The 20270-nt window shown below is 49.0% G+C and carries 17 protein-coding genes; all 17 read right to left on the bottom strand.

Translation table 11 applies throughout. The features are described 5' to 3' along the window. Positions 1-11: 11 nt before the first annotated feature. On the bottom strand, positions 12-1418 hold the full coding sequence (gene gndA, locus CU081_RS12240) for an NADP-dependent phosphogluconate dehydrogenase (protein ID WP_003859473.1): 1407 nt from the start codon (positions 1416-1418) through the stop codon (positions 12-14). Positions 1419-1546: 128 nt separating this feature from the next. Next, entirely contained in the window at positions 1547-2005 is a 459-nt protein-coding gene (pssE, locus tag CU081_RS12235; protein WP_022651472.1) for a PssE/Cps14G family polysaccharide biosynthesis glycosyltransferase, read from the bottom strand. Further along, complete coding sequence (gene pssD, locus CU081_RS12230; protein ID WP_022651473.1) at positions 2002-2496, bottom strand: PssD/Cps14F family polysaccharide biosynthesis glycosyltransferase; 495 nt, start codon at positions 2494-2496, stop codon at positions 2002-2004. Before pssD ends, pssE begins: the two co-directional genes overlap by 4 nt. Beyond that, positions 2483-3532 (bottom strand): glycosyltransferase family 4 protein, encoded by a 1050-nt coding sequence (locus tag CU081_RS12225; protein ID WP_003859470.1) that lies wholly within the window; start codon positions 3530-3532, stop codon positions 2483-2485. Before CU081_RS12225 ends, pssD begins: the two co-directional genes overlap by 14 nt. 2 nt (positions 3533-3534) lie before the next feature. Further along, positions 3535-5025 (bottom strand): hypothetical protein, encoded by a 1491-nt coding sequence (locus CU081_RS12220; RefSeq protein WP_022651474.1) that lies wholly within the window; start codon positions 5023-5025, stop codon positions 3535-3537. A gap of 1 nt (position 5026) precedes the next feature. Further along, positions 5027-6205 carry a hypothetical protein gene (locus tag CU081_RS12215; RefSeq protein WP_022651475.1) on the bottom strand — a complete coding sequence of 393 codons (1179 nt, stop codon included), beginning with the start codon at positions 6203-6205 and terminating at the stop codon, positions 5027-5029. Further along, positions 6202-6978: a WzyE family oligosaccharide polymerase gene (locus CU081_RS12210; protein WP_117308980.1), complete on the bottom strand. Its 777-nt coding sequence runs from the start codon at positions 6976-6978 to the stop codon at positions 6202-6204. Before CU081_RS12210 ends, CU081_RS12215 begins: the two co-directional genes overlap by 4 nt. A 682-nt stretch (positions 6979-7660) precedes the next feature. Then, positions 7661-8554 carry a GalU regulator GalF gene (gene galF, locus CU081_RS12205; RefSeq protein WP_022651477.1) on the bottom strand — a complete coding sequence of 298 codons (894 nt, stop codon included), beginning with the start codon at positions 8552-8554 and terminating at the stop codon, positions 7661-7663. A 174-nt stretch (positions 8555-8728) separates the two neighbouring features. Continuing rightward, complete coding sequence (gene wcaM / locus CU081_RS12200; RefSeq protein ID WP_022651478.1) at positions 8729-10120, bottom strand: colanic acid biosynthesis protein WcaM; 1392 nt, start codon at positions 10118-10120, stop codon at positions 8729-8731. Between the two features lie 12 nt (positions 10121-10132). Further along, complete coding sequence (gene wcaL, locus CU081_RS12195; RefSeq protein ID WP_022651479.1) at positions 10133-11353, bottom strand: colanic acid biosynthesis glycosyltransferase WcaL; 1221 nt, start codon at positions 11351-11353, stop codon at positions 10133-10135. Continuing rightward, a complete protein-coding gene (wcaK, locus tag CU081_RS12190; RefSeq protein WP_022651480.1) occupies positions 11350-12630 on the bottom strand; it encodes a colanic acid biosynthesis pyruvyl transferase WcaK in 1281 nt (426 codons plus the stop codon). The genes wcaL and wcaK overlap by 4 nt, the downstream gene beginning before the upstream one ends. Positions 12631-12645: 15 nt before the next feature. Further along, the gene (gene wzxC / locus CU081_RS12185) at positions 12646-14124 is read right to left on the bottom strand and encodes a colanic acid undecaprenyl disphosphate flippase WzxC (RefSeq protein WP_022651481.1); all 1479 of its coding nucleotides are present in this window, start codon (positions 14122-14124) and stop codon (positions 12646-12648) included. Position 14125: 1 nt separating this feature from the next. Beyond that, positions 14126-15520, bottom strand: a complete 1395-nt coding sequence (gene wcaJ / locus CU081_RS12180) for an undecaprenyl-phosphate glucose phosphotransferase (protein WP_003863525.1) — start codon at positions 15518-15520, stop codon at positions 14126-14128. A 128-nt stretch (positions 15521-15648) separates the two neighbouring features. Next, positions 15649-17019, bottom strand: coding sequence for a colanic acid biosynthesis phosphomannomutase CpsG (gene cpsG / locus CU081_RS12175; protein ID WP_022648631.1), 1371 nt, complete (start codon positions 17017-17019; stop codon positions 15649-15651). A gap of 109 nt (positions 17020-17128) precedes the next feature. Then, positions 17129-18565, bottom strand: a complete 1437-nt coding sequence (gene cpsB, locus CU081_RS12170) for a mannose-1-phosphate guanyltransferase (RefSeq protein ID WP_003863522.1) — start codon at positions 18563-18565, stop codon at positions 17129-17131. Positions 18566-18568: 3 nt separating this feature from the next. Then, a complete protein-coding gene (gene wcaI, locus CU081_RS12165) occupies positions 18569-19792 on the bottom strand; it encodes a colanic acid biosynthesis fucosyltransferase WcaI (RefSeq protein ID WP_022651482.1) in 1224 nt (407 codons plus the stop codon). Then, on the bottom strand, positions 19789-20268 hold the full coding sequence (locus tag CU081_RS12160) for a GDP-mannose mannosyl hydrolase (RefSeq protein ID WP_003863519.1): 480 nt from the start codon (positions 20266-20268) through the stop codon (positions 19789-19791). The genes wcaI and CU081_RS12160 overlap by 4 nt, the downstream gene beginning before the upstream one ends. Positions 20269-20270: the final 2 nt, after the last annotated feature.

Raw genomic sequence — 20270 nt, 5'->3', positions numbered from 1 at the left:
CTAAGCGTATATTAATCCAGCCATTCGGTGTGGAACACACCTTCTTTATCCGTACGCTTATAGGTATGCGCACCGAAGTAATCACGCTGTGCCTGAATCAGGTTAGCTGGCAGAACGGCAGAACGATAGCTGTCGTAGTATGCCACCGCAGCGGAGAAGGTCGGAACCGGGATACCATTCTGCACCGCGTACGCAACAACATCACGCAGCGCCTGCTGATATTCGTCAGCAATTTGTTTGAAGTAAGGCGCCAGCAGAAGGTTTGCGATACCCGCATTTTCAGCATAGGCATCGGTGATTTTTTGCAGGAACTGGGCGCGAATGATACAGCCGGCACGGAAGATCTTCGCTATCTCGCCATAGTTCAGATCCCAGTTGTTCTCGTCTGAAGCTGCACGCAGCTGAGAGAAGCCCTGCGCGTAAGAGACGATTTTACCCAGGTACAGTGCACGACGGACTTTTTCAACGAATTCAGCTTTGTCACCAGCGGGTTTAGCCTGAGGACCAGACAGCACTTTAGATGCCGCAACGCGCTGCTCTTTCAGAGAAGAGATATAACGTGCAAATACGGATTCGGTGATCAGGGATAATGGCTCACCCAGATCCAGAGAGCTCTGGCTGGTCCATTTACCGGTACCTTTGTTCGCCGCTTCATCCAGAATCACATCAACCAGGTATTTACCCTCTTCATCTTTCTTGGTGAAGATATCTTTGGTGATGTCGATCAGGTAGCTGTTCAGCTCGCCTTTGTTCCACTCGGTGAAGGTCTTTGCGAGCTCCTCGTTGGAGAGGTTCAGACCGCCCTTCAGCAGAGAGTAGGCTTCAGCAATCAGCTGCATATCGCCGTATTCAATGCCGTTGTGAACCATTTTCACGTAATGACCAGCGCCATCAGGACCGATATAGGTCACGCACGGCTCGCCGTCTTCAGCTACGGCTGCGATTTTAGTCAGGATTGGCGCAACCAGTTCGTACGCTTCTTTCTGACCGCCAGGCATGATTGATGGACCTTTCAGAGCGCCCTCTTCACCACCGGATACGCCGGTACCAATGAAGTTGAAGCCTTCAGCAGACAGTTCACGGTTACGACGAATGGTGTCCTGGAAGAAGGTGTTGCCACCATCAATAATGATGTCGCCTTTATCCAGATACGGTTTCAGTGAATCGATAGCTGCATCGGTACCTGCGCCCGCTTTCACCATTAACAGGATACGACGAGGTGTTTCCAGAGACTCAACGAACTCTTTAACCGTATAGAAAGGAACCAGTTTTTTGCCTGGATTCTCAGCGATGACTTCTTCGGTCTTATCACGGGAGCGGTTGAAAACGGAGACGGTATAACCACGGCTTTCGATGTTGAGCGCCAGGTTGCGCCCCATCACTGCCATACCGACAACGCCGATCTGTTGCTTGGACATTACATACTCCTGTCAGGTGTGGTCGCCGCGACTGTGCGCGGCTTGAAAGTATAAATATCTTAACTTAGGTTTTATTATGAGTATATACAAATTTTGATGTGCCACAAAAACTATAATAACCAATATAGTTAAGGCAATGAGTTAATATAATCCGCTATTGCGTCATACTTATTGAAAGGGATCTTTTGATATTCGTTAGGTACAAAAGTTTCGATCCTTTTCATTAAATCTTCAAAATTGATATAATCCCACCATACTAAGAGATAACCGAATCTCTCCATATAACATGCTAAGTCACTTTGATGCTTGTCTATCCTTTCTAAATTTGGAACAGCTATAATTTTCTTTCGTTTTTCAACCAAAGAATAAATAGTACCAGCTCCGGAGTGGGTGATTATTAAATCAGAATTGATATAGTAACTTTGGATATCATCAGTAAAACCAAAGTACTCACCGCTACGAGGCATATATTTTCCATCAGCCATCTGGAACGTTACCTCATAGTCTTTTCGTCCAAAAAAGTACTCATCAATTCTTTTAATCATTGAATCAAAAGAAGTTGTACCTACTGTGACAAAAACCTTCATAATCTTCCTGAAAAAATTGCTTTAGGATATAATTGCAATAAAGACTCATTTTGAACATAAAATTTTGAAGCCAAATGATACATAATTCGTCCTGAAAATGAGCGTGTTGTAAAGCGTGACCATGTTTCAATATGAATGATTTTAACATTTAGTAGTTTCGCTGCAATTGCAGCAGAAATCGCAATACCGGGTCCTGTAGTAACAATTGCACGACAGTTAGTCCGACGTATAATTAAGAAAGTCTTTAAAAAAATGTTCAACGGCCCTAAATTTTTCAGGACATTTACCCAAGCATATTTATTTCTGAACTCTTGAGTAATAAAATGCTCATCTGCCCATAATGGCTTTTTCTTAGAATCAGATAATGTTATAGCATAATAATTATCAAGTTTATTTAAAAGGTTCGGCGCAAATCTATTCATTTGAGCTTCATGCCCACCTTCGCCATAAACAAACATCAATACTTGCTTAGTTTTTTTATTGAAAAACACCTTTTAGCACCTCTTTAACATTATCAGCTCCATATTTTTGAATAACAATTTCACTATTGCATTTGTTTATATTATTTAATTCATCGTCCCCAAACTGGGAAAATTTCACAATAGCGTCTCGAATCGCGTCAGATTCAAAATTATCAATTTGTAAGAAATTCAACCCCTGGCTTTTGAATTCATTAAAAGCAGGTATTTTTGTTAAAACACAGTATACACCACAAGCCATAGCCTCCAAAGGAACTAATCCAAGGCTTTCACTTTCAGAAGGATAAATTAGCAGGTCGATTTTTTTAAACCAAGAAGCAAGTTCGGTATGAGGTAATGGTTTGATGAATTCTACATTTACATCTTTGCTGATCGCCATCAACTCATTTTTCTGCTCACCGTCTCCTACAATTGATAACTTTAACTTTTCAGTTCCTTTGATTGCCTTGATTATCAGATCAACATTTTTTGATTGAACCAACCTTCCAGCATATCCAATCACTATTTCATCTTTGGATCTTAGAACTGCCCCCTTATAATTAAAGCACCTATCCACGCCTCCAGAAGGATATACGACAATATTTTTATCGTTTGCTTTAAAATTTGCGAGCAAGAATTCTGAATAACTGGGTGAAGGGCATATTATTGTGGAACTTTTTTTAAAAATTGATGTAGTAAGTTGATTTTTCAATCGATGGAATAATTTATTTCTTCCTTTCAAGAGTTTAATATCACCGCCATGTACATGGCTTACAATATTCATTTTTTTACCGAAAGATGAAGCAATTAAAATTGGCAATGCTGTATGAGACACATAATGGCAATAAATGAAGTCGTATTTATTAAAGAATAACTTATAGATCGTTTTAAAATATAGGGTAAGGTAGCTTATAACTTTGGCAAGTTTATTTTCACCTTTACTATCTCTCACGCACAAGTGAATATTATTATTGTTGGCTTCAAGCTCTTTTACTATTCTTTCTACAAAAATCCCAAAATCAGGATGTTTCTTTGAAGGATACATGTTACTGATCAAAAGAATATTCATTCTTATTCCTTTGTATAATTTTTAAATTTCGGATGGAAATTTGTAATAACTCTTCCGAAAAGATTCAAAAAAGGCACTAAATTTGGATTTGTTCCAGGACTGTAGGCACCCTCAGATTTCATTTTCCTGTAAAAGTCATCTTCATTTTTCCAAACCTTGTAAAAAGTTTTATACGTTAATATATCTGAAGCTTTTTGATTAATAAAGTAATTAAATATATTGCGCGAGGCGAATAAGGGAATAGTTGTTTTAAAACAAAGATTCATTACTAAAGCCCCACTAGTAATAAAACGAAGTCCTCTGCCATAAATAAACTCATAGTATGTAACTTTTTGTAAAGAATCTATGGCATTTATTTTTGAGGTTTTATTATAAAAATCTTCTAAAACATATTTAAACTGCTGATTGTTCAATTTTTTGTAACGCTTTCTTAGCAAATACTCAGGCTTTAAAAAAGAAGAGGATAAAAACGGGAAAAGTTTATAAAACTCACCTAACTTTCCTCCAAAGGACATATAAACACCTCGCTGCAATACATCCCCTAAATAGCCATCAAGAGCAATGGTGTTTTTCTCCGATAAACTGGCAGCATGGCGATAGTTACTAAAAAATTGGGGGTTATATGCTTTGACACTTCCACTGAAAAGCTGTTTACATATTGATTTATCGATTTCGGTAACTGGGTTACTTTTAAACCTAAAAGACTCGAATTTAATGTTACGGTATGCAGCTAATTTTTTACCATTCTGTACGTCAGCAGAATTCTCGGGCCCCCAAGTATACGCAAATTGAGGTTCTGAAACTGAGAGAATAAATCTCGAATCGAATCCTGCTGATAATGCTATAGATTGTAAATCAGAAGGTGTGGTTGACAAAAGGGCTCTTGCTTCTTGAATCACATCAATATTAGCTGCTTCAATTTCATAGCCATAGTTAGAAATCTTAATATTAGAATTTTCTATTTCAATTATATCTCCGGGTATAAAGCGATACACATCCTCATAAATTGTATAGTTACCGAAAAGATGTCCCTGTGCTAAAAGGATTTCTTCAATTTTTTTGTTTTTTGGCTGAGAGAATACTGCTGCGCATGGAGAAATATGAAGACTGCCGTCAGAAACATTGTAATAATGAGGTGATAGAGAAAAAGGATCAGTGAAGACCTTAACTTTACCAACATTTTTATCGTGGTAAAAAGCTATAAACATGCCGGAAATTATTTTTTTAGTTATAGTTGCAAACTCCTCACCTTCATCAAGACATTTTTTTAACCAATGTATGTTATTACGTTCATATTTGTCATTTACAAACCAACCTGAAACAATTATCTCACTTTGATTAGATTTCATATGGGGCACATCTAGCCAATCGCTTGAATCATAATATATACAGCCTTCCTCATTAGCTAGAGTAAATTTATATGATGTTTTTGAGGTACGTATAAAATTATCAAACTCTAAATTTATGTTGCTGTTATAAGTTAAAAAAGACACCTTAGACCTCCGCCAATACTTTCTTCATAATAAAATATCTTACATAGTAAGCCATAAGCACTGTACCACTTAAAATAACAATAGCTATTAAAGGTGGGAACGAAATAAATTTATGCATTACGTAATACATAATGATAAAAATTGTAAACGTAATAGCATTTAATAATAATGATAGTTTTTCTTTTCCGACAAGATTTATCAATGTCGATTCAATAATTGAATATTGGCCAACGGAGATAAATGAAAATATACATAAACCTACGATCAAAATCTCAATAGTAGAAGCGTCTTTAGCAGCGATGTAAACATAGCTGATCATAGCAACGAATCCCAACATCATTATATATAGTATCTGTTTTTTGAAAGTTCTTGATTGCTCATGATATTCATCTTTATTATTTAACAGTATTAAATGAAAATCCTTTACTTTCAAATTTAGCATAGCTCTTGGAAAGACAGTAATTATCCCAGCAGCTGTAACCATTAGGGAGATGATTGACGTTATCTCCGCTCCAGACAATGAAAACGCAATCATTGGTAGGAAATATAGAATACCTGAAGAGATAAGATTGGAGTTACCTATATAAAAAGTTCCTTTGAAGGAACTCAGTTTAGGGTTATTTGAATTCTTGAAAAAAATTAGAACAATGAGTAACGATTGTATGATATACATTATTCCTAAAATAGAAATCAAGTCCATTCGACTCATCATCAAAAAAATTAAAGATGGCAACATAAGGACTAATTCGTTTAATGCACCTATTTTAAAGTTTTTGTTCAGGACGATCATATATCTGAGTATTTGATTCATAATCAAACCAACAGATAAAATAATTAAACCTAGCCAACTTGATGATAAAAGATCTTTAAAGAAAAATAAAATAATTAGCGCTGAGCATAGGCTAGTCACGAAACCAATTATTGTAGCTTTAACGAAGCCCAGCATACCAAATTCGGTATTATTTTTTAATATTACTGTTCCAACACCAACTCCACCAATCATTGATATGATAACAGCGATAGAATATACGGAAGAGAAAAGCGCAAAAGTATGTGTTGTAACTACGTGCGATACGATAAAGAACAACACCACTCTATTTACACCAGGCAAAACCGTAAAAAGCAGTGACCAAAATTTATCGCTAACAATCATTGAGAAAATTAAGTTTATTCTATTCATCTTTTTATAATCAACGAACTCATAAATGAATTAAAAGCATACATAATCATCATTATTATCCCGAACTTTATCAAGACATAGCAATATACTTCAAATCCGTCCTGCACCCAGAAGAACAGATATCCAATACTACTTAACAATAATAGTTTCATGTAGCGTGTTTTTGAAGACGATATTATTTTATCAAATATAAAAATAATTAAACCGCATAGGATACCGCCAATCCAATAGAACGTCTGCCCAAACATAATCAAACAACTTCCTAAGAAAGTAGGTGACATTGTCAGATTTGTATCTAAGCCTAATATTTCGGCTGTGTAAAAATAGCCGTTATTGTAAACATTGATAGGTTTCCCTTCCCATAAAAACCTAGGAATAATTATCGAAAATTCATTTAAGAAAGTGGTCGCATATTGAATCTCGAAATAATTCTTTGTTAATGCATCATTTATATTCAATACTGCATGCATAGGGGAAAAAGACTCAAACGCAAATAAGATGACCTGGACTCCTCCATTGAAGATAAAATCTAATGCGTCAGAAAAATTATTTACATAACGATATAACTCCAGGAGCATCAATGTCATAACCCCTATGGCCAGTGCCAAAAAGAGTTGTTTCTTGTTTATATTCTTATATAAAAGTGCCAGATAAACTAAAGAAAACACACCTGCCGCTAATACGTTTCGGGAACCGCCAATAACAATATAGTATATAATGCCACATAATGTACTCAAGCAAAGACAAAGAAATAGATTTTTTCTGTTAGGCATACTTATATATGCTAAAATCATTGCCGGTATATATGCGTACATTAATATGATGGATCAACCTCCGCCTGTATTTGCAGTCAAGCGTTCATTATAAGACAGTCCAAGTGCGATTCCATTTTGCAGAGTGTAAATAACAACTCCAATTGAATATAACAAAAGAAGAAACCGATGGCCTACATTAAATTTAAGAATATTGATTTGAGGTGGACCAATTTTGATAATGACAGATGCAAAACGATAGGTTACAACTGTCACTAATAATAATATGACAGTTTGCCAAAAAGCTTGCCACTCTGAGTCATTCAAATTAATGTCTAAAAAACCATCCTTGCTTATAAAATACACGAAATGACATATTATAAAAAAAGAAATATAACAAATGTAGTAAATACTGTAATTACTATTTTTTGTCCTTAAAAAAATCAAACAGATAAAAAAACCAACCCTAGTGTTAACATTTTGAGTACTTGGATTATTGTAACTTAGAAACTATATCGAACTGGTCACTCAAATAAATGACCACAGCTGATCATTTTTTACTCAAATTTTAATATAAAACTATAATTAGTAGGCACGCTACCGCACTGGCTAAACTTCAGCCAGTGCTACATTATGATACTAATGGTTCCTTTCATAGAACTATTAGCTTAAATAACAATCAAATTTTAGCTCTAACAAATTATTACGAGGAAAGCAACTTGACTACAGTTTCTCTGAACTTCGCCCCTTCCTTCAGGTTACGCAGACCGTAGTTCACAAACGCCTGCATATACCCCATTTTCTTACCGCAGTCATAGCTGTCGCCGGTCATGAGCATGGCATCAACGGACTGCTTTTTCCCCAGCTCGGCAATCGCATCGGTCAACTGGATACGGTCCCAGGCACCCGGCTCGGTTTTTTCCAGCTCAGCCCAGATATCCGCATTCAGCACATAACGGCCGACTGCCATCAGGTCAGAGTCCAGGGTCTGCGGCTGATCGGGTTTTTCGGTAAACTCAACAATCCGGCTCACCTGCCCTTCTGTCTCCAGTGGCTCTTTAGTCTGAATAACCGAGTACTCAGAGAGATCGCCCTTCATACGTTTCGCCAGCACCTGGCTGCGGCCCGTCTCGTTGAAGCGAGCAACCATTGCCGCCAGGTTGTAACGCAGCGGATCGGCGGAAGCGGTATCAATAATGATGTCCGGCAGAACCACGATGAACGGGTTATCACCCACCACCGGGCGCGCGCAGAGGATTGAGTGGCCCAGACCCAGCGGCTGCGCCTGACGCACGTTCATGATGGTCACGCCAGGAGGACAGATAGACTGAACTTCAGCCAGAAGCTGACGCTTAACGCGCTGCTCAAGCAGCGCCTCGAGTTCATAAGAGGTGTCGAAGTGGTTCTCAACGGCATTCTTCGAAGAGTGCGTCACCAGAACGATTTCTTTGATCCCCGCAGCAACAATCTCGTCGACGATGTACTGAATCATCGGCTTGTCAACGATCGGCAGCATCTCTTTAGGAATGGCCTTTGTGGCGGGCAACATGTGCATGCCCAGACCCGCTACCGGTATGACTGCTTTCAAATTAATCATTATTTCTTCCACCTTAAAATGGTTGACGAATTATAGCTTTTAAACCTGTTTTCGCCAGCATGTTTTGCCGTAAATATGAAGTAATCCTAGGTCACCCCACCACAAATTACAGTAGTTGTAATCTGAATAGATCGCGATTTCGTTCCAGGAATAGTCGCAAAATAACCTTTATGATCACCTGTGCGGCAGCGCAAAATTCAACCGTTCCGTATTCACCACATGTTGATCGACCCGATCAATATCCACCGAACTCTGCCCCTTTTCATTAACCGCTTTTATGTTCGCAAGCGACAACAGCGTCTCGTTTTTGGCCATAAACTTCCCGCGCACGTCTTTGCGCAAGTCGAAGTTCATCTTAAGCGCAGGCCCCGTCGTTGACTCCTGCATCACGTTGATATTGCGCAAGAAAAGGTGCTGTGGCTTGTTGTGCAGCTCAAGCGTTGCCCGCTGCATGTTGACATTGGTGATGGCAACAAACGAGGTGGCATTGCCGGAGGAAATCTGTATCCCGCGCAGCTTATAGGCAAGCTGTCGGTTATCCAGGCGAATATCGTTAAGTTTGAAGTTTTGCGGTATCGACAGATAATCGCCCTTGATCACGCCATACCCGATTAACATTCCGGCGCTGTTCACCATATCGATATTATCGATAACGAAATTATCACAACCATAAATAGCTACCGTTGCGTTATCAATTCCGGCCTTTTTACTGAAGTCGGGAGTAATATTGCTGGCCTTGATATTACGGATCACAAAGTGTTTACCGTTTTCAACATGCACCAGCTGCCGACAGTTGCTGCCGGTGATATTCGCCACCACGAAGTTTTTAACGGTCTGCTGTTCCGGATAGTCATTGTCGTACGTGCTGCCAGCCAGCCCAATGCCTATGCCCCAGTTGATCTTGCCGTTTGTGCAGTTGATGTTATCGATCACGTGGTCAGAGATCAGGATGTTACGGTCGTTAATCGCCACGTTCCACTCAATCGCGTCACCCTGCAAATGGCTGAATTTGCTGTTGGTAATGCGCGCACCATCCACCTGATTATGGAAACCCTGGCGCAGAATGGCGTAGTTGGCCTGACTCACGGCAATGCGATCGATAAGCAGGTTACGCATCACTCTCGGCTTTTTACCGCCAATGTAGATCTGGGTGACGGGGCCGAAGCCGCTCATCGCCAGCCCTTTAATGACACAGTCGGAGCCACGCACGTCCAGCGTAATGTTATGCGTGCGCCCCTCTCCTTCCCCAATGACCTTACAGCCTTCCTGGAGCACGAACCGCCCGCGCCCGTTGCCCTTCAGCGCGCCGCGGATCAGCAGGGTTTTGCCATCAGGAATGAAAATGCCGGTATTGATGTTTTCACAGGTTAACCCGGCGGGAACAACAACGGTATCGCCCTCGGCAAAGGCCTGCTTAAAGGCGGCGATCCAGTCGTTATTGTTGTAGCGATCGACAGAAACCGTCTTCCCGGTCGCCGCCCGCGCAGCGCGGGGCGACAGCAGCGGCATGGCAGCCAGGACGGATAAAGAAGAGACAAATCGGCGTCGGGTAATCTTTTTCAGCATACAACCTCAGCGTTACAGCGTTTGCAGCAGGCTCGCTAACTGGCGATTAATCACCTGCTGATTGAATTCTGCTTCAACTTTTTGCCGCGCATTTTGCAGCACAGGGATCAGCGTTTGCTGATCGATATTGCTGAACGCGGCCAGACGATCCGCCAGCGCCAGCGCATTGTTTTCAGGGACCAGCCAGCCAGAATGCTCAGAGGTGATCAGCTCCGGGATCCCGCTGTGCAGGGTCGAGACCACCGGAATGCCGACCGCCATCGCCTCCATCAGCGCCACGGGAATGCCTTCCATATCGCCGTCGGCGCCGGTTACGGAAGGCAGCAGGAACACATCCGCGTCATCAAGCATGGCTTTCACTTCGTGGCTCGGCTTGAAGCCCGGCATCTCGACCATGTCTTCCAGCTGATACTGTTCAATCAGCGTGCGCAGGCGACGCTCCCACGGCCCGATACCCAGGATGCGGTAGTGGAAGTCCACACCACGCGCCTTCAGCTGGCGACAGGCTTCGATGGCTACGTGCAGCCCTTTCTTTTCAGTCAGGCGGGCAACAGAGATAATTTGCAGCGGCTTGCCCGGCACCTTGACCGGTCGCTGGGTGAAGCGTTCCATGTCCACGCCCATGCGTGAAACGGTGATTTTCTCGCTCGGGCACCCCATGGTTTTCAGGCGCCCGGCCCACAGGTTGCTTATCGGCAGCATCATGTCGCCACGGCGGAACAGCTGCTGATATTCCGGCGTGTAGTGGTTCAGCACTTCCCGGCTGGAGATGTCGATACCGTGGAAAATGGTTGCGATTTTGCCGTCAATCACCCCCAGCTCACGCAGTTTTGCCGCCGTTACGCCCGCCGGGCCAAAGTGGGCGATAAAGACATCGGCCCGGTACGGCTGGGCCGTTTGCCCGCAAATGGCGGATAAGATCAGGTTGCGGGCCTCCGCCCCATAGCGCGACATATTCAGCGCCCGCCACGTCGAGGCGCGATGCAGGCCGCGCAGCGTCTGTCCGGCGCGATGGCGCAATTTGTTCATCCGTCCGGCGGGTTCATCCTGCAACCAGCGGGTTTTTGCCTCCAGCCCATACCGGGTATACGCCGCATGGGTGTTTTGCGTATCGCCCTTTTGCAGGGCGATAATCTCCACGTCATACCCCATATCGATAAACGCGGTGATTTGGTTCAGCACAAAGGTTTCAGACGACAGCGGAAATTTCAGTAAGAAGAAACCAACCTTCATTTCCCCTCCCGGACGCGGTCGAGTACGGATTTCACCATGCCAATACCTTTTTCGCGTTCGGCTTTTACCGCTATCGCCAGACGTTCGTTGATCGCAGGCAGCTGGCCGAGCGTGTCGCCCACCATCGCACCCAGCGACCCGTCCAGCAGATGACGAATATCGACGGCCATTTCCGGCATACCGAGCTGCTGCATAATGCCCGCGGACTTGTGCTCGTAGTTAATGGCGATGGCTGGCGTGCCGAAGTTCATCGAGATAATGGCCGAGTGCAGACGCGTGCCCACGGTCAGGTCGCAGGCGGAGAGCAGCTTGCCCATCTCCAGATCGTTCAGCTCGTCCATCACCACGTGATAGCGGGACGGATCGTTCACCAGGTTGCGCAGGTTGAGCGCCACCATACGGTCATCTTTGTTGTAGCTGTCGATACCGGTACAGGTGGAGAGCGCCAGCACCTGGTAACCGCTGTCCAGCACGCGGTTCACCACCTCGGCAAAGGCTTTCTCGTACGCCGCCTGGGTCGTGCCGAGGCGTTTATCGAACGGCGCAAGTTCACGCAGGGTAATGGCGACGGTTTTCTGCTTTGCCGCCACGTCCAGCCAGTGCTGTACCGCGTAGCTGGCCTGGAAGCTGTCATCCTGATGATCCACCAGCCAGGCGGTGTCTACACCGTGCTCCACTTTGGTGGTGTCGATTTCGCTGCGCTTCATCATGTCGAGGCTGACCGATTCACGCAGGATCAGCGCGTCGCAGTGGCCGAAGACATAGTTCGCCAGCTGGTTAAACTGCGGATCCTGGAATGGCCCGACGCTGTGGCCAATCATAAACAGCGGCTTTTTCGCCATGAATGTACAAAGCGCATGCTCAAACTGCGGCACGCCGTACAGGTCGACGAAGAACGAACCGCCCACCTGAATAATCGCGTCATAGCCGGACAGCAGACGCACAAAATCGGTAAAGCCCTGCGCAATGGCGATGTTGCGCAGCTTGCCGGTGTCGGTCACGCGAGAAAGCAGCACCTGATGCTGGTAGCGGCGACGCAGCACTTTTTTCACGCGCCCCATCACGCCCGCAGCGTTGTTGTGCTGTTTCATCTGGCTGTAGAGCGGGTCGCCCATCACCGGGCGGTTCAGTAACCAGCATGAGCTGACCGGATAACGGCTCATCACATCCACTTCTGTCTCAGGCTTAAGGGTGTTAATTGCATCCAGTAAACCGCGCAGGATGGCGCTGTCGCCACGGTTGCCGCAGGTATGGTTGCCAAGAATAAGTAATTTCATAATGGCCTCGTAAAATTAGCCTGCGCGAAGCAGCGTTTTCATTTTTTCGTTACGGCAAAACTGGCGCTTCATCTCGACCACCAGCACATTGCGTGACAGCACAATCATCACGCCGAACGCCAGCGCGCCTGCCGCGACCTGCACCGCAAGCAGCGCCGCCAGCGGCAGATGCCCGTTGAGCACCACGCCCAGGCCGTAGCTCACCGCAAGCGTCGGCAAGGAGAGATAAAACGGCAGCCACAGGCTGAGGATGTACTGACGGTAGCTGGAGCCCAGCACCGGTTTGATCATCACGAAGTAGCTCAGCACGGTATTGAAGATTTGCACCAGCAGGAAGCCGAGCGTCACGCCAATGGCGCCCGCCATGTGCCCGCCCACAATAATTGCCGGAATAAACAGGAAGGTTTTAAACACGTTGAACTTGAAGCTGATATCCACGCGCGCCTTTGCCATCAGCAGAGAACCAATCGGGTTCCCCACCGAGCGCAGCAGCCCCACGACGCACAGCAGTTGCAGGATTGGGATGATGCTGTTCCACTTCTCGCCAAACACCAGCGGTACGAAATTGCTGGCGACCACCATCAGCCCCAGCAGGACCGGGAAGTTGATGATCCCCACCACGGAGAGCAGCTTATAAAAGTTCACGCGCAGCTTCTCGGTATCGTCCTGAATTTTGGCGAACGCCGGGAACAGGACGCGGGTAATAATCGGGTTGAGCTTCATCGGCGGGACAACCGCGACGTTATACGCCAGGTTGTAGCCACCCGCGACGCTCGCGCCCAGAATGCGCGCCAGTACCAGCGTGGAGAGGTTAGTATTCACGTAGTTGATAATGCTGTCTGCCGTCAGCCACGCGCCGAAGCGCAAGTTGGATGAAACAGACGCCAGCGAAAAATGCAGCCCCGGGCGATAAATCTTGCGGCCAAAGAAGCCAAACAGCAGCGTGCGCACGGCAGAGTTAACGAGGTAGCCGAGGATGGCGGTCATCGCCAGCGGCCAGAAATGGGCGCTGACCACGGTGAAGGTAAAGCCCGCCAGCACGGCGCTGGTCTCAATCATGCCGATTTTGTTGAACTCCAGCTCTTTCTGCATCAGCGCGCGGAACTGCTGCCCGTGCGGGATCACCACGAAAGCGAACGACAGGGTACGCATCAGCGGCGCCAGGTCCGGGTTATGCAGCACGCCGGCAATCACATCGCTCAGCAGGAACACCAGCACAAAAACGAAGATACCCAGCCCGACGTTCAGCCAGTAGAGGGTGGTCAGCTCCAGATGGCTGATCTCTTTGCGCTGGATAATGGAGTTGGCGATACCAAAGTCCGACAGCGTATCGGCCAGGGCGATAATCACCAGCGAGACGGTCAGCAGACCAAACTGGTGATTATCGATAATGCGCGCCAGCACCGTCATCTGCACCAGGCCGAGGCCAATGATGACGATGGTGGCCATGGCTGACCATTTCGCGCCGCTGATGGTTTTTTCTCGTAAGCTCATTTTAGTACGCCGCTTTGTTCACGAAACCTTTGAAAATGGTCAGAAAAACAATCTTGATATCGAACCAGAGGCTCCACTCGCGGATGTACTCCAGATCGAACTCGATACGTTTTTCCATTTTTTCCAGCGTGTCGGTCTCGCCGCGCCAGCCGTTGATCTGCGCCCAGCCGGTGATGCCCGGCTTCACCTTATGGCGCAGCATGTAGCCTTCAATCAGGGTACGGTACTGCTCGTTATGGGCCACGGCGTGAGGACGAGGCCCGACGATGGACATCCCGCCGGTGAACACGTTGATGAACTGCGGCAGCTCATCGAGCGAGGTACGGCGCAGGAAGTTGCCCACGCGGGTGACGCGCGGATCGTTCTGCGTCGCCTGGGTCACCACCTTGTCGTTCTCCATCACCTTCATGGAGCGGAATTTCCACACCATGATCGGCTTACCGTCCATGCCGTAGCGGGTCTGACGGAAGATGATCGGCCCCGGCGAGCTGAGCTTCACCGCCAGCGCAATACAGCACAGCACCGGGGAGATGAGCAGCAGGATCAGGGACGAAAGCACGATATCTTCCACGCGCTTCAGCACGCGGTTAATCCCCGACAGCGGCGTGTCGTACAGCGGAACAACCGGTACCCCGTTCACCTCTTCAATACGGGAGTGGAGAATATTGAAGGTGAAGACATCCGGGATGAGGATCACCGAGCAGGTGGTATCCGCCAGCTCGCGCATCAGTTTCTTGATGCGGGATTCATCTTTCATCTGCATGGCGATGTAGACGTTATGAATTTTGCCGGCTTTCGCATCGTCAATAAGCTGTTCGTAGTTACCTGCCCAGTCGGACGGTACGCCGCCGGGCTTCGCGTCGTGATAAATCCCGACCACTTCAAAACCTAACCACGGCTCTTTGCGGAAGCTGTCGAGCAACACCTGTCCCACCGGCAGATCGCCCGCCACGGCAACGAAGCGACGGTTATACCCGCGGTTGCGCAGCCAGCCCGCGCCAAAGCGGATCAGCGAGCGGCAGACCACCATGCCAATGCTGGTTAACAGATACCAGCAGAGATAGGTCACAAGACGGTTATCAAAATCATGGCTGAACGCCACCAGGCCTGCGCTGAAAATCAAGCTTAAGGTCCAGTTCTGGAGCAGCAGCATCAGTTCGGTGGTCATTTTGACGCCGCGCCATGAACGATAGAAATCGGTCATGCCGCCGATCATCTGAAACACCACCAGCGCAATCAACGCCATCAGCAAGTGCATGTATAAGAACGACTGCCCGCTGACCCAACACACCGCCCACAGTCCGCCGACCATGATGGTGATATCAGAAAAACGCTGCACCATAGAGATTAACGATGCATTCGTTCTCGCTCGTTCGCGCTTTTTTAGATTTGTCATCGTTGTTCCTTTAGTTCTAAACCTTACCCCTCGCCCCTCACCCCGGCCCTCTCCCCAAAGGGGAGAGGGTGTTCAAGTTCCCTCTCCCCTTTGGGGAGAGGGTTAGGGTGAGGGGTAAGGTTTTCTTTTTACTGATTCAACAGCGCCAGAATGTCCTTCGTTCGGGCTTCCATCAGCGCGGTATCGGCGCGGGACTCCACGTTCAGGCGCACCACCGGCTCGGTATTGGACGAGCGCAGGTTGAAGCGCCACTGCGGGAACGCCATGCTGATACCGTCGGTACGGTCAATCTCCAGCGCATGAATGGCAAAGTGCTGTTCCACGCGGGCAATGGCCTCAGCGGGCTGTGCCAGTTTGCTGTTGATCTCACCGCTGGCCGGGAACGCCGCCATGCGGTCGCGCACCAGTTCGCCCAGGCTCTGCCCTTTCAGGCACAGCAGCTCGGTCACCAGCAGCCACGGGATCATCCCGCTGTCGCAGTAGGCAAAATCACGGAAATAGTGGTGGGCGCTCATCTCGCCGCCGTAGATGGCGTCTTCCTCACGCATACGCTCTTTGATAAACGCGTGGCCGGTTTTGGACATCACCGGCTCGCCGCCCGCGGCCTTCACCACGTCGACGGTGTTCCAGGAAAGACGCGGATCGTGAATGATTTTCGCCCCCGGGTTTTTCTCGAGGAACGCTTCCGCCAGCAGGCCAACGATGTAGTAGCCTTCGATAAACTGCCCTTTCTCATCGAACAGGAAGCAGCGGTCGAAGTCGCCGTCAAAGGCGATACCCATATCGGCGCCGTGCTCAATCACCGCGTTGCGGGTGTCGTCGCGGCACTCCGGCAGCAGCGGGTTAGGAATACCGTTCGGGAAGTTGCCGTCTGGCGTGTTGTGCACTTTGACGAAGGTCACCGGCACGTTCAGCGCCTTAAAGCGGGCTTCAAGTGCGTCTACAACCGGGCCTGCCGCGCCGTTGCCGGAGTTAATCACCAGCTTCAGCGGTTTGAGGTTCGCCACGTTGATGTAGCCCAGCAGGTGGTCGATGTACTCTTTTTGCAGGTTGATCTGCTTATAGCTGCCGCGCTTCGCTTCGTTCACCGGCGGGAAGTCGTTGGCCTCGGCCAGACGCTGCACGTCGCGCAGGCCGGTGTCGCCGCTGATAGGACGCGCGCCCTTGCGCACCAGCTTCATGCCGTTGTAGTCCATCGGGTTATGGCTGGCCGTCACTTCGATACCGCCGTCCACGCCCAGGTGGAATGTGGCAAAATAGATCTCTTCGGTACCGGAAAGGCCAATGTCCAGCACATCGACGCCCGCGTCCTGTAGCCCTTTCGCCAGCGCCAGCTTCAGGGATTCGCTTGTCAGGCGCACGTCGCCGCCCAGCACGATAGTTTGTGGTTTGAGGTATTCGCCGTACGCGCGGCCGATGCGCCACGCAATGTCTTCGTTCAGCTCTTCGCCCAGCTTGCCGCGAATATCGTAGGCTTTAAAACAGGTTAATTTTTCCATGATGACCCCTTTTTCAGGCAACAGTTGGCCCTGACCATGTAATGGCCAAATTTATTTTTTTCATTCGTAGGCCCGGAAAGCGCAGCGCCACCGGGCATGATGCGGAGTGCTACACGCGCCCGTAGCGATCCTGGAAGCGGATGATGTCGTCCTCTTCCAGATAGGAGCCGGAACGCACCTCAATTAAGTCGAGCGGAATTTTCCCCGGGTTTTCCAGACAGTGCGTGGCGCCCAGCGGAATATAAATGGACTCGTTTTCACCGAGCAGCTTCACTTCACCGTCGATGGTCACTTTGGCGGTCCCTGCCACCACCACCCAGTGTTCGGCGCGGTGATGGTGCATCTGCACCGACAGCCCTTCTCCCGGCTTCACGGTGATGCGTTTCACCTGATAACGCTCGCCGGCGTCGATGGAGTCATATTTGCCCCACGGGCGGTAGACTTCACGGTGAATATGGTGTTCGTGGCGACCATCGGCCTTGATCTTCTCCACCACTTTTTTAACGTCCTGCACGGCATTACGGTCGGCAATCAGCACCGCGTCTTTGGTCTGCACGACCACCAGATCCTTCACCCCTACCGTGGTGACGAGGCCAGATTCGGCGTAGACGTAGCTGTTTTCCGTTTTGTGGCTGATCACATCCCCGTGATGGACGTTACCCTCCGGGGTATGCGCGCTGATCTCCCACAGTGACGACCAGGAGCCGACGTCGCTCCAGCCCGCATCCATCGGTACCACTACCGCATCTGCCGTACGTTCCATCACCGCATAGTCAATGGACTCTTCCGGACAGGCGAGGAAGGCTTCTTCGTCCACGCGGATAAAATCGAGATCCGGATCCACCACCGCCATCGCTTTTTCGCAGGCGCTTAAGATATCCGGGCGATATTTTTCCAGCTCTTCCAGGTAGCGACCGGCGCGGAACAGGAACATACCGCTGTTCCAGTAGTATTCACCGCTGGCGACATACGCCTGCGCGGTTTCCAGATTCGGTTTTTCGACAAACTGCGCCACGTCAAAGGCCACGCTGTCGCCTTCACCAGGCGTAACGCTGCCGCGGCGAATGTAGCCATAGCCGGTTTCCGGGAGATCCGGCACGATGCCGAAGGTCACCAGCTTGCCGTTCTCAGCGTAAGGAATCGCGGCGCGTACCGCGTCGCGGAAGGCCTCTTCCTGCTGGATGACATGGTCAGCCGCCAGCACCAGCATCAGCGGGTCGCAGTCCGGGCTGCTGCGTTTTGCCGCCAGCGCCGCAAGGGCAATGGCAGGCGCCGTGTTGCGTCCGGCAGGCTCCAGAATGATATTTTCGGTCAGTTTGTTCAGCTGGCGCAGCTGCTCGGCAACGATAAAGCGGTGCTGCTCGTTACAGATCACCACCGGGCTTTCACACTCCACGCCGTGCAGACGGTTAACCGTCGTTTGCAGCATGGTGAGGTCGCCTTTCAGGCACAGAAATTGTTTTGGATAAAGCACGCGGGACAGTGGCCACAACCGGCTCCCGGATCCACCCGCCATTACGACCGGATACAAAGTGGTTTGACTCATGATTTATCCCCGTATATCTGCAATAAATTGGCTCAGCACGTTCTCTTTCTCGAGCGTGCGTTCGGCATATTCACGTGCCACCGTGTTCTCTTTTGGCATGGCGAGTGCCTGCTCAATTCCGGTCACCAGCGCAGGAACCGATTCAGGCTCCACGCAAACGGCAATGCCCGGGTAGCTGTTGCACAGCTGGCCTAATTCTGTTGCGGCTTCTGCCGTAATCACCGCGTTTCCGCCCACTGCCAGAATGTTGGTCAGCTTGGACGGCAGCACCGCATCCGCCGCGCCGCGTTTTTGCACCACCAGATGGCAGTCCGCCATTTTCAGCAGCGCGGGCAGCGCGTCATAAGACTGAAGCGGGAAGAAGCGGATGTTGGTCAGTCCGCGCTCGCTGGCCATTTTTTCCAGCCGCGCTTTACCACCGCCCTGCCCGACTATCACGAACATCCACGGGTGTTCGCTCAGCTGAAGCGCGGCGTCAATCACGCTCTCCAGCCCCTGTTTTTCGCCGATGTTGCCTGAGTAAAGAATGATTTTTTGCTCAGCAGGCAACCCGAGCTGCGCGCGTAACGCCTGCGCGTCCTGGTCTGTCACATCGCGGAAGCGCGCCACTTCGGACCAGTTCGGAAAGAAGATCACTTTTTCCGCCGGGACGCCCTTCTCCTGCGCCTTGTTCATCATCGAGCGCGAGATGGTCGAGACGTAATCCACGTTGTGCAGGCCGCTGCGCTCAAAGGCGCTGGCGAGCTTCGCCACCTTGCCACCCTTGCCTTTCCCGGCCATACCCAGCCCGAGCATGGCGTCCACTTCATAATCCTGAATGTGCAGCAGGGTGCGCGCGCCGGAGAGTTTTCCCAGCAGGCGCATGCCTGGCGTGCAGAACAGGGTCGGCACCACGCCGATGATGCGATCCGGCTTCCAGCGACGCTGCGCCATCAGCGGGAAGAAACTGCTCAGGGCAAAGCTGCCCAGATGAATTAAACGTTTCAGCGTCGAGGGCTGTTTCGGCACGTAGAGCGGGCAGCGCCAGACGGTCGCGGCGCCCTCTTCGCGGCGGTAGCGCCAGCTGGAATAGCGTTCGCCTACCTTCCACTCCGGGTAATACGGCGGGGCAGTAATCACCCGCACGTCATGTCCCTGGCTCGCCATCCACTCGACCATCTCGCCGGTGTATTTCCCGATACCGGTAAGCTCCGGCGAGTAGTTAATTCCGTAGACGAGGATTTTCATAGACCTGGCACCTCGGCCTGACGTTCCGCAAGGAAGTACGCCCGACTGTTGTCATGGACGTTGTCGCTTGCCAGCAGCGCCTCTGGCGTTAACCAGCGGTAATCGTCATGCTGAGAATCAGGCAGACGCAGGTCTGCCTCACTCACCTTCAGGCGGAACCCCAGCACGACGTAGTGCGTGGTGAACCCGGTGCCTGAAAAGTTATCGTCATAGAAGTGCTGCCAGACCCCGTAAAACTGGCCCGCTGCCATCGGCAGTTGCAGGCCCAGTTCCGCCAGAGTGAGACGCTCAAACGCATCGGTAAGCGTCTCATCCTTCTGCACGCGCCCGCCGGGCACGAACCAGAAGCCCTGTGCAGGACGATTGGTTCGTTTCCCCAGCAAGAACTCGCCGCGTTCGTTCTCCACGATCAAATCAATTGAGATCAGCGGAGTGGAACGCACTACCGTGGCAAAATCTTCCTGACTTAAAAACATCA

Source organism: Enterobacter sp. CRENT-193 (assembly GCF_002787395.1).
GTDB lineage: Bacteria > Pseudomonadota > Gammaproteobacteria > Enterobacterales > Enterobacteriaceae > Enterobacter > Enterobacter hormaechei_C.
Note: the sequence above shows the minus strand (reverse complement) of the source record. Positions and strands in the feature narration are given on the sequence as shown.